This is a genomic window from Agrococcus baldri (assembly GCA_900114805.1).
Lineage (GTDB): Bacteria > Actinomycetota > Actinomycetes > Actinomycetales > Microbacteriaceae > Agrococcus > Agrococcus baldri.
The window spans coordinates 166,550-175,623 of record FOZN01000002.1; the positions used below are offsets into that span (position 1 = coordinate 166,550).

The 9,074-nt window shown below is 73.2% G+C and carries 13 protein-coding genes; 5 read left to right on the forward strand and 8 right to left on the reverse strand.

What is annotated here, in order from left to right; genetic code table 11:
- The first annotated feature begins 431 nt into the window (after positions 1-431).
- A complete protein-coding gene (locus BM288_RS04910; RefSeq protein ID WP_092916531.1) occupies positions 432-1,187 on the forward strand; it encodes a winged helix-turn-helix domain-containing protein in 756 nt (251 codons plus the stop codon).
- Between the two features lie 217 nt (positions 1,188-1,404).
- Here the strand turns inward: BM288_RS04910 and BM288_RS04915 are convergent, their stop codons facing one another.
- Genes BM288_RS04915 through BM288_RS04930 form a run of 4 tightly spaced genes read right to left on the reverse strand, consistent with a single transcriptional unit; the run spans position 1,405 to position 4,189 of the window.
- Complete coding sequence (locus BM288_RS04915) at positions 1,405-1,614, reverse strand: hypothetical protein (protein ID WP_092916533.1); 210 nt, start codon at positions 1,612-1,614, stop codon at positions 1,405-1,407.
- A gap of 22 nt (positions 1,615-1,636) precedes the next feature.
- The gene (locus tag BM288_RS04920) at positions 1,637-2,404 is read right to left on the reverse strand and encodes an alpha/beta fold hydrolase (RefSeq protein ID WP_092916535.1); all 768 of its coding nucleotides are present in this window, start codon (positions 2,402-2,404) and stop codon (positions 1,637-1,639) included.
- Positions 2,401-3,282 (reverse strand): carbohydrate kinase family protein, encoded by an 882-nt coding sequence (locus BM288_RS04925; RefSeq protein ID WP_092916537.1) that lies wholly within the window; start codon positions 3,280-3,282, stop codon positions 2,401-2,403. The genes BM288_RS04920 and BM288_RS04925 overlap by 4 nt, the downstream gene beginning before the upstream one ends.
- Positions 3,283-3,286: 4 nt before the next feature.
- A complete protein-coding gene (locus BM288_RS04930) occupies positions 3,287-4,189 on the reverse strand; it encodes a pseudouridine-5'-phosphate glycosidase (RefSeq protein WP_092916539.1) in 903 nt (300 codons plus the stop codon).
- A 34-nt stretch (positions 4,190-4,223) separates the two neighbouring features.
- On the opposite strand from BM288_RS04930, the gene BM288_RS04935 reads away from it, so the two are divergent.
- The 4 genes from BM288_RS04935 to BM288_RS04950 all read left to right on the forward strand — a co-directional run bounded on the left by BM288_RS04935 (position 4,224) and on the right by BM288_RS04950 (position 6,293).
- Positions 4,224-4,946 (forward strand): type 1 glutamine amidotransferase, encoded by a 723-nt coding sequence (locus BM288_RS04935; protein WP_092916541.1) that lies wholly within the window; start codon positions 4,224-4,226, stop codon positions 4,944-4,946.
- Positions 4,943-5,635, forward strand: coding sequence for a Type 1 glutamine amidotransferase-like domain-containing protein (locus tag BM288_RS04940; protein WP_092916543.1), 693 nt, complete (start codon positions 4,943-4,945; stop codon positions 5,633-5,635). Before BM288_RS04935 ends, BM288_RS04940 begins: the two co-directional genes overlap by 4 nt.
- An 83-nt stretch (positions 5,636-5,718) precedes the next feature.
- Positions 5,719-5,952 carry a hypothetical protein gene (locus tag BM288_RS04945; protein ID WP_092916545.1) on the forward strand — a complete coding sequence of 78 codons (234 nt, stop codon included), beginning with the start codon at positions 5,719-5,721 and terminating at the stop codon, positions 5,950-5,952.
- Complete coding sequence (locus BM288_RS04950; RefSeq protein WP_092916547.1) at positions 5,949-6,293, forward strand: type II toxin-antitoxin system PemK/MazF family toxin; 345 nt, start codon at positions 5,949-5,951, stop codon at positions 6,291-6,293. Before BM288_RS04945 ends, BM288_RS04950 begins: the two co-directional genes overlap by 4 nt.
- Before the next feature lie 40 nt (positions 6,294-6,333).
- Here BM288_RS04950 and BM288_RS04955 read toward each other — a convergent pair whose 3' ends face one another.
- The 4 genes from BM288_RS04955 to BM288_RS04970 all read right to left on the reverse strand — a co-directional run bounded on the left by BM288_RS04955 (position 6,334) and on the right by BM288_RS04970 (position 8,957).
- Positions 6,334-7,251: an asparaginase gene (locus BM288_RS04955; protein WP_092916549.1), complete on the reverse strand. Its 918-nt coding sequence runs from the start codon at positions 7,249-7,251 to the stop codon at positions 6,334-6,336.
- Positions 7,252-7,325: 74 nt separating this feature from the next.
- The gene (locus BM288_RS04960; protein ID WP_092916551.1) at positions 7,326-7,928 is read right to left on the reverse strand and encodes a methylated-DNA--[protein]-cysteine S-methyltransferase; all 603 of its coding nucleotides are present in this window, start codon (positions 7,926-7,928) and stop codon (positions 7,326-7,328) included.
- Positions 7,921-8,400 (reverse strand): RNA polymerase sigma factor, encoded by a 480-nt coding sequence (locus BM288_RS04965; protein WP_092916553.1) that lies wholly within the window; start codon positions 8,398-8,400, stop codon positions 7,921-7,923. The genes BM288_RS04960 and BM288_RS04965 overlap by 8 nt, the downstream gene beginning before the upstream one ends.
- Complete coding sequence (locus BM288_RS04970) at positions 8,397-8,957, reverse strand: methylated-DNA--[protein]-cysteine S-methyltransferase (protein WP_092916555.1); 561 nt, start codon at positions 8,955-8,957, stop codon at positions 8,397-8,399. Before BM288_RS04970 ends, BM288_RS04965 begins: the two co-directional genes overlap by 4 nt.
- Positions 8,958-9,074: the final 117 nt, after the last annotated feature.

Here is a 9,074-nt window from a genome sequence, read left to right on the forward strand (position 1 = left end):
CTGCCTCGGCCGGCGACGCCGGTTTCCGTCACACTTCGTCACATTGTTGCGAAGTTTGACAGCAAACGCCCGAAGCGGCGATACTGGCAGGCATGACGACCACTTTCGCCCCCCAGACCGTCCTCGCGACGAACGGGACGAACGGCATGATGATGCCGGCGGTCGCCATGCGTCGAATGTGTGCTTGAGCGCAGCTCGCACCGTCCGACCGCTCCCTGAGGAGTCGCTGACGCCACGGCGTCGCACCTCTGAGGCCTGAGCAGCCCCACCGGGCACCACCCTTCGGGTGGCACCCGCGGAGCGGTCCCCGAACCCGCAGCGGTTCGCACCGACAGATCGACTCATCCAGTCGCACGCGACTGAGTCGGCGGCCCTCATCGCCCGTACCCTCACGGCACGGCCGCCGCCGACAGCACGCCGGAAGGCCCATCATGACCATCACCGACATCTCCGCATCGCTCGCCACCCGCCGCCCCTCCCGGGCGCGCGGCACCGTCTACGGCTCGGCCGCCACGCACGGCAGCAGCGCGCTCGCACCCGCGGCGACCGAGCGCATCCAGCCCGAGCACGCCGCAGCGGCGCCCTCGCCCGTGCGCGCCGTGCCGGCCGGCACCGAGGCTCGCGGCTTCGTGCTCTACGTCGGGCTCGGCGAGGACGCCGCTGCCGCCGATCACGTCGAGCTGGCGCGGCTGGTCGGCGAGCTGCGCGCCCTCACCTCCCGGCTCGCGCCCAGCGCCCAGACCCACGCAGCCGTCGCACTCGCCCCGGCGGGCGCCGGCGGCCGCGACGTCGACGTGGTGCGCCGCGCGCTCGGCGACCCCGCAGTGCAGCAGCCTGCCCCGGAGGCGGAGGCTGACACCGGCATCGTCATCGACCTGACCCGCAAGCGGGTGGCGCTCGGCGACGACATCGCACCGCTGACCTACCGCGAGTTCGAGCTGCTGCAGCACATCGTGCTGCGTGAGGGCACCACGGTGGGCCGCTGCGACATCATCGACGCGCTGTGGGACGCCGACGCCGACGACCGCCCGAACGAGCGCACCATCGACGTGCACGTGCGCCGGCTGCGCGCCAAGCTGGGCGGCTACGCCGAGATCATCCGCACGGTGCGCGGCGCCGGCTACCGCTTCGACCGCCACGCCGACGTGACGGTGCTGGCGAGCGGCCCGAGCCCCGACCGCTTCTGAGACGCCGCTCGCGAAGCGCCGGCCACAGGAGAATCACAGACACCTCTGGGCTCCCTCGTTACCCATCCGTTATACATTCGTCGCACGTTGATCGTTGTGCTGTGGCGGTCAGCGGAAGCGAAGTCACAGGCCTCGCTTGGTGCAAGGGACCGGGGCCGACTGAGAGAACTCAGTCGGCCCTTTGCCTTGCCCGGCGCCGGCGATCGCGACGCCGGGCTCAGGCAGAGCGCTCGGCCCGGTAGCGCACCATGAGCCGGTCGAGCATCGCCTCGAGGTCGAGCGCCAACCGCTCATCGAGCTCCGTGAACGACCACGTCGCCTTGCCCGTCCGACGGCTGCGCAACTCGGCCGGCGCGGCCTCGACGTCTGCGGGCCAACGATCGGCGATGATCAGGTAGAGCCCGACCTTCTTGGCGCTGCGCTGCACAGCTGCGAACCATGACCCGCTGCTATGCCGGACTGCGCAGGTGTTCGGCCAGGAACGCGGATGCGGTGCGGCGGAAGTGCCCGGAGGTCGGCGCGTTGACGTGGTTGCGGCCATGGATCGGCTCGAAGCGGGCGTCCGGCAGCAGCGGCAGCAGCGTCTCGGTGTCGCTCGCCCGCCGGTCCTTCTCGCCCGTCATCAGCAGCGTCGGCAGGTCCGGCGGAGAGTCCTCGGGATCGAACAGCGTCTTCGACACCTCGCCGGCGAGCGTGATCAGGGTCGCCGGATCGTGCTCGGGGAAGGTGCCGGCCAGCTCGACGATGAACGCCTCCATCGGGCCCGCCTCCGCCTCGCCCTCCAGCGCCCGGTGCGCGAGGGCGACGTCGAACTGCTGGAAGGGGTCGCCGGCCGGCAGGCCGCCGAGCACCAGCGCCCGGAACGCCGCGGGCCGGGTGCCCGCGTGCCGCCACAGCAGCCGCGCGCCCATCGAGTAGCCGATCGCCCCCGGCGGGTCCGGCAGCGCCAGCTGCTCGAGCACCGCGTCGACGTCGTCGACGAAGTGGTCGACCTCGTACCCGCGCGCGGGGTGGTCGCTGTCGCCGTGGCCGCGCAGGTCCATGCCGATGCCGCGCAGCCCCGCCTCGGCGAGCGAGTCGCTCCAGTGCGCGTCGATCCAGTTGCGCTGCGTGTTCGACGAGAAGCCGTGGATCATCAGCACCGGCTCGCCGTCCGGATCCCCCAGCTCATGCAGGGCGATCCGCACGCCGTCGGGTGCCATCGCGAACACGGTCATGCTGCACCTCTCGGTCTGGCGCCCACCTGCGCCACTGCTCGCGCGGCCAGCCGCGCGCCCTGCTCCGCCGCGGCCGCGGGCGCGAGCCCGTGTGCGAGTCCGACCAGGAAGCCGGCGCCGAACGAGTCGCCGGCCCCGGTCGGGTCGACGAGCTCGGTGCGCTGGCTCGGCACTCGCTCGAGCGCTCCCGCGGTGCCGACGATCGAGCCGTGCTCGCCCATGGTCAGCGCGATCGTCGGGCAGCGCTCGGCGAGTGCCGCCGCCACCTCCTCGGGCGCGTACCGGCCGGTGAGCACCCGGCCCTCGTCGAGGTTCGCGATCAGGATGTCGGTCGCGTCGAGCGCCGCGAGCATGGTCGGCAGGCCGAGATCCTCCACCGTGCCGACGCTGCCGGGATTGAGCGAGACCCGCGCGTCGAACGCGTGCGCCCGCGCGACCATGCGGCCGTACGCATCCGCGTGCCCGTCGAGACCGTAGCCGGTGGCGTGCACGATCGCCGCGGCACGCAGCTCGTCGTCGTCGACGTGGTCGTACGACAGCCGCGCGTTGGCGCCGCGCTGCGTGAGCATCGTGCGGTGGTTGCCCTCGACGATCAGCACGATGGTGCCGGTGGGCAGCTCCTCGTCGCCGTCGAGCACCGCATCGACACCGGCGGCCCGCAGCGCGGCAGCGTGCCGCTCGACGTCCGCGGCCCCCACCCGCCCGCGGAAGCGCACGTCGCCGCCGGCCGCGGCCATCCAGGAGGCCGCGTTCGCGGCCGAGCCGCCCGGCCGGTTCGCGATCTCGGCGTCGGTGTCGGCATCCCTGCGGATGGCTCGCACCGGTCGCACGACGATGTCGTCGATGACATCGCCGACCACCAGCAGCCGGGCGCCCATCGGGTCAGCCCGCGTAGGCGGTGGCGATCGCCGCAGCGACCCTGATGTTGTTGCGCACCAGGTCGAGGTTCACGGCCAGGCTGCGCCCGCCCGAGAGCTCGACGATGCGGCCGAGCAGGAAGGGCGTGACGGCCTTGCCGACGATGCCCTTCGCGCCGGCGTCGGCGAGCGCCTCCTGCACGACCCTGTCGTGCTCGTCGCGATCCCACTGCTGGTCGACCGGCACCGGGTTGGCGACGACCAGGCCGGCGCTGTGGCCGAAGCCGTCCTGGGCGCGCAGCACGTCGGCGATCTGACCGGCGTCCTCGACGCGCCAGTCGAGCCTGTGCTCGCTCTCGCGCAGCCAGAAGCTCGGGAAGACGTCGGTCTGCAGGCCGACGAGCGGCACCGAGAGGGTCTCGAGGCGCTCGAGGGTGGCCCCGATGTCGAGGATCGACTTGACCCCGGCGCAGACCACCGCGACCGGGGTGCGGCCGAGCTCTGGCAGGTCGGCCGACTCGTCGAACGACTCGTTCGCGCCGCGGTGCACGCCGCCCAGGCCGCCGGTGGCGAAGACGCGGATGCCGGCAGCTGCGGCGAGGTGCGCGGTGGCCGCGACCGTCGTGGCGGCCGAGCGGCCCAGCGCGGCGACGATCGGGAGGTCGCGCACGCTCGCCTTGGCGATGCCGTCCGCGGCGAGCAGCTCGATGTCGGCGTCGTCGATGCCGATGTGGGGCAGGCCGTCGAGCACCGCGATGGTCGCGGGCGTCGCGCCGCTGTCGCGCAGCAGCTGCTCGAACTCGCGCGCTGCGGTGATGCGCTCGTCTGCCGGCAGGCCGTGGCTGATGATGGTCGATTCCAGGGCGACGACAGGACGGCGCGCGTCGAGCGCCTCCTGCACCTCGGCGCCGATCTTGAGAGCACTCATGCCCTTAGGCTAGCCGCGAACCGAAGGAGTCAGCGTGCCGCGTTCCGTCCTCTTCATCAAGCACATCGAATACGAGACGGGCGGTCACGCCACGACGCTGCTCTCGCACCTGCCGACCCGCGAGGCGGTGTTCCCGACCGAGCTGCCGCCGCTCGACGCCATCGCCGGCGTCGTCATCCTCGGCGGCCAGATGAGCGCCGCCGAGGTCGACCGGTTCCCCTCGCTGGCGCTCACGGCCGACCTGGCGCTGCGCGCCATCGACGCCGAGATCCCGGTGCTCGGGCTGTGCCTCGGCCACCAGATCATCGGCCGGGCGCTGGGCGGCGTGCACCGCGAGGGCGCCGTCGACGCGGTCGGCATCATCGACATCGACCTCATCGAGCCCGACCCGTGGCTGGGCGACCACGTCGGCACGGTCGGCGCGATGCGCTGGAACAGCGACGTCGTCTCGCTGCCGCCCGGCGCGACGCTGCTGGCGCGCAGCGCGACCGTCGACAACGACGCCTTCCGCTACGGGTCTGCGGTCGGCATGCAGTTCCACCTCGAGGCCGACGACCGCGTGATGCGACTGTGGGACTCGGTCACCAACCCGACCCTGTCGGACCTGCGGGGCGCGGATGCGGTGGCCGACTGGCGCAGGCACCTCGCGACCGACCCGACGCTGCTGGGCATCGTCGAGCGCGGCTTCGGCGCCTTCGCGGAGGCCTGCGCCGCCCGCGTCGGTGAGGAGCTGCCGAGCCTCACCCCCGCCGCATGAAATTCCTGCTCACCTCGAACGGCGTCACCAACGCGAGCATCCGCGACGCGCTCGAGCGACTGCTCGGCAAGCCGATCGCCGAGTCGAGCGCGCTGCTCGTGCCGACCGGCGCGCACCCCTTCCCGGGCGGCCCGGGGATGGCCCGGTCGGCGATCGACGGCACCGCCGAGGGCCCGCTCGCCGAGCTCGGCTGGGGCTCGCTGGGCGTGCTCGAGCTGACCGCGCTGCCGACGGTGCGCCGCGAGCACTGGGAGGCGGCCGTGCGGGGCGTCGACGCGCTGCTGGTGTGGGGCGGCGACGTGCTCTACCTCGTGCACTGGATGCGCGAGTCGGGCCTGGCCGAGCTGCTGCCGACGCTCGCCGAGACGGTCTACGTGGGCGTGAGCGCCGGCAGCATCACGGTGACGCCCTGGAACTGCGATGCGGAGTTCGATCTGCAGCTCGTGCCGGAGGGCAGCGAGATGGGGCGGGACGCGGAGCAGGGGCTCGGGCTGGTGGACGTCGCCCTCTACCCCCACCTCGACCGGCCCGGGATGGAGGATGCCGCGCTCGAGAGCATCGAGCGGTGGGCAGCCGACATCCCGGCGCAGACCTATGCGATCGACGACAACTCGGCGCTCGTGGTCGTCGACGGCGCCGTCGAGGTGGTCTCTGAGGGCAGCTGGCGGCGGTTCGAGCCGCGGCACTGACGCACGGCAGCAGCACGCTCCGCCGGCTGTTCTCAGTCGAATCGCTCCTGGTACCAGCGCCCTCACCTCGTCATACTTTTGGTATGACCACCACCATCAAGGTGAGCAATGAGCTTCGCGATCGCCTGAAGGCGCAAGCTGCGCACACAGGCCGCACGCTCGGCGCGCATCTCGCGGCGCTCGCAGATCTCGCAGACCGCGAGGAGCGCTTGGCACGGCTCAAACGGGCGATCGCCGAGACGCGGCCAGAAGCACTCGAGAACTACCGTGCCGAGACGCGGCAGTGGGAGGCGACCGAGCTCAGCGACGCACGATGACGGTGTTCGAGCTGACTCCGGGGACCGTGTTGTGGGTGGCGCTGGACCCTGTGCGAGGAGGCGAGCAAGGCGGCCACAGGCCGGTGCTCGTCGTGTCGTCGACGGGCTACCTCGACGCGGTCACCACCCTGGTCGTCGTCCTTCGGATCACCTCGGTCGACCGGGGCTGGCCCAACCACATCCCGGTCGACGGCCCGAGCGGGCTGGGAGCGCCCTCCTGGATCATGACCGAGCAGCCGCGCACGCTCAGCCGAGATCGCATCACGGGCATCGCAGGCAGCGTCACCGCCGACTGCTTGGCCGCCGCTCGACTCTGGCTCGGAGACTTCCTCGATCTCTGAGTCGGGCACGGCGGCGTGCCCCGATCCATCACAGCCCGCTTCAGACGACCGGACGCAGCATGCCGACGGCGACGTCGGCGCTGCGCTGCACGAGGCCGAGCGGCTCCGCGAGACTCTCGAGCGTGCCCGCCGGAATCGCGCCGGCGCGCTCGAGCAGCGCGAGCGCGACCGGCGCGCCGGCCCGGCGGGCGCCGTCGGCCGTCTTCACGACCGCCGTCGTGCCGTCGGGGGCGACGATCGCCTGCGTGCCCTCCGCGCCGAACTTGGTCGCGCATCCGGTCTCGCCGATGACGACCGCGTCGGGCCCGCGGGCGCCGTCGATGAGGGCCGGGTGCGCGCGCATGGCGTCGCCGACCTGCCGGTGCGCGCCGGTGCCGTCCGGTGCGAGGCGGCGGAAGGCGCGGGCGAGGCCGACGGGCGTGGTCGGGAAGACGAGCGCGCCGCAGCCGTCGTGCGCGAACTGGCTGATGGGCTCGTCCGCCGCCTGCGCGAGGCCCTCCCGCAACACGGCGGCGAGCGGGTGGTCGTCGCTCCAGTAGTCGGCGCTCGCGCCCATCGCGCGGGCAGCGGCGGCGAGGGCGATGTGCTTGCCGACGCACATGTGCGCGAAGCGGCGCTTCGTGCCGTCCGGACCCTTGATCGGCGGGCAGCGCAGCGCCGCCTCGTCGACCCCGTGCGCGGCGGCCATCGCGATGGCGGTGTCGAGGTGCAGCTGCTCGGCCCAGTGGCTGGCGCTGGCGAGCGCCGCGTGCGCGGGCTCGAGCTCGATCAGGCCGGCCTCGAGGAGTGTCGCCGCGAACAGCGGCTTGAGCGAGCTGCGCGCCAGGAACGCGCGGGTGATGTCGCCGTGCGATTCGATGACGGCGCCGTCGGGGTGGACCAGCACGGCGACGCCGCGGTGCTCGGACTCGACGAAGCCGTCGCGGTCGATGACGGCGAGGAGCGCGGTGGCGGGCATGGAACCACGGTACTGGCGCGCGTGGGTCGTGAGGCACGAGCGGACTGCGCGCGCTGCTCGGCCAGTGGGGCGCGCTACGCGGCAGAGCCCTCGACGCCGAGCAGGATGCGCTTGGCCTCGGGGCCGCCCGCGTACTGGCCGAGGTTGCCGTCGCTGCGCACGACGCGGTGGCACGGGATGGCGATGGGCAGCGGGTTCTTGCGGCAGGCCGTGCCGACGGCCCGCACAGCTCGGGGCGAACCGACCGCCTCGGCCACCTCGGCGTAGCTGCGGGTCTGCCCGTAGGGGATCTGCTGCAGCTGCTCGATGACCTGGCGCCCGAAGCCGTGCGCGAGCGAGAGGTCGAGCGCGCCGTCGAAGCCGCGGGCTGCGCCGCCGATGAGGCGCTCGAGTCCCTGCGCTGCGGCGTCGAGCCGCGCCGGCGCCTCGAGCACTCGCGGGCTGAGTGCCACCGCGAGGCGCTCGAGCGTCGCGCTCGGGTCGTCCCCGTCGAAGGTGACGGACACCAGCCCCGCAGGGGTCGCGGCGAGCAGCAGCGTGCCGAGCTCGGTCTCGAGGGTGCGGTACGCGACGTCGAGCAGGTCGCTCGCGGCCGCGCGCCTGGCCAGCTCGGCGCGCAGGGCGTCGAGCCGCGGCTGCGGCAGCGCGGCGGCGAGGTCGTCGAGGTGGTCAGGCATCCACGCCTCCCAGCAGTTCGCGCAGGCGACGCACGCCGTCCGACGAGGCGCGACGGGCCGCATCCGCCGAACCGCCGACGGCAGCGGCCACCTCGGCGAAGGGCAGACCGCCGAGGTGGTGGAGCACGACCGTCTCCCGCTGTCGCTGCGGCAGGCGGGCGAGCGCCCTGGCGAGATCGAGGTCGCGGGAGCGCCCCGGCACCGACGCGTCAGGCGCCGGGCGGTCGGGCACCTCGCCGACGCGCAGCCTCGTGCTGCGCCGCAGCACGTCGATGGCCTTGCGGTGCGCGATCGTCACGAGCCAGCCCTCGACGTTCGAGCCCGCCGCGAGGCGAGGGTAGGCCTCGAGGGCCGCGAGGAAGGTCTCGCTCCAGGCATCGTCGGCGTCGTGCTCGCCGAGCAGCGCGCGGCACACCCGCCAGACCCTCGCGCCGTGCTGCGCGACGATCGAGTCGAAGGGCGCACGGGTCACGCGACCGAATCTAGCCCGGCGGCGCCCGAGCGCTCGGCGCCGCGGCGGCCGGCAGTCCCGGAATCCGCACTTCCGCTCAGATCCAGCGCCGCCCCCGCCTCGTGGTCGAGCAGGAAGCGCTTGCGCTCGACCCCGCCGGCGTAGCCGGTGAGCGCGCCGCTCGCACCGACGACCCGGTGGCACGGCACCACGATCGAGAGCGGGTTGCGGCCGTTGGCGAGGCCGACGGCGCGCACGGCGGTCGGCTGGCCGATCTGCTCGGCGATCCAGCCGTAGGTGCGGGTCTGGCCGTGCGGGATGGTGCGCAGCGCGCTCCAGACGCGCAGCTGGAAGGCGGTGCCGGCCGGAGCCAGCGGCAGGTCGAAGTCGGTGCGCTCCCCCGCCCAGTACTCACCGAACTGCTCGATGGCATCCGCGAATGCGGCGTGCTTGCGCGCGCCGAAGATCGCTTCGTCGGGCGCAGGCTTGTGCTCGGGCATGAAGAGCCCGCTCAGGCCCGCGTCGTTGCGGACGAGCGTGAGCGTGCCGATCGGGCTGTCGATGAACGTGTGCGTCATGGGTGCATTCCTCTCATACTCTGCTAACGCGCGAGGACGGTGAGATGTGAGGTTGTGGATGACGAGCCTCGCGCGATCGCCTGCGCACGACCGCCGCAGGCGGTGCGCGCGACCGCC

What these genes read in the sequence shown, in the direction of transcription:
- BM288_RS04960 (WP_092916551.1), bottom strand. Translation starts at nt 7,928, where the DNA reads ATGCCTGACCACCTCGACGACCTCGCCGCCGCGCTGCCGCAGCCGCGG.
- BM288_RS04945 (WP_092916545.1), top strand. Translation starts at nt 5,719, where the DNA reads ATGACCACCACCATCAAGGTGAGCAATGAGCTTCGCGATCGCCTGAAG.
- BM288_RS04955 (WP_092916549.1), bottom strand. Translation starts at nt 7,251, where the DNA reads ATGCCCGCCACCGCGCTCCTCGCCGTCATCGACCGCGACGGCTTCGTC.
- BM288_RS04925 (WP_092916537.1), bottom strand. Translation starts at nt 3,282, where the DNA reads ATGGGCGCCCGGCTGCTGGTGGTCGGCGATGTCATCGACGACATCGTC.
- BM288_RS04920 (WP_092916535.1), bottom strand. Translation starts at nt 2,404, where the DNA reads ATGACCGTGTTCGCGATGGCACCCGACGGCGTGCGGATCGCCCTGCAT.
- BM288_RS04950 (WP_092916547.1), top strand. Translation starts at nt 5,949, where the DNA reads ATGACGGTGTTCGAGCTGACTCCGGGGACCGTGTTGTGGGTGGCGCTG.
- BM288_RS04930 (WP_092916539.1), bottom strand. Translation starts at nt 4,189, where the DNA reads ATGAGTGCTCTCAAGATCGGCGCCGAGGTGCAGGAGGCGCTCGACGCG.
- BM288_RS04970 (WP_092916555.1), bottom strand. Translation starts at nt 8,957, where the DNA reads ATGACGCACACGTTCATCGACAGCCCGATCGGCACGCTCACGCTCGTC.
- BM288_RS04940 (WP_092916543.1), top strand. Translation starts at nt 4,943, where the DNA reads ATGAAATTCCTGCTCACCTCGAACGGCGTCACCAACGCGAGCATCCGC.
- BM288_RS04910 (WP_092916531.1), top strand. Translation starts at nt 432, where the DNA reads ATGACCATCACCGACATCTCCGCATCGCTCGCCACCCGCCGCCCCTCC.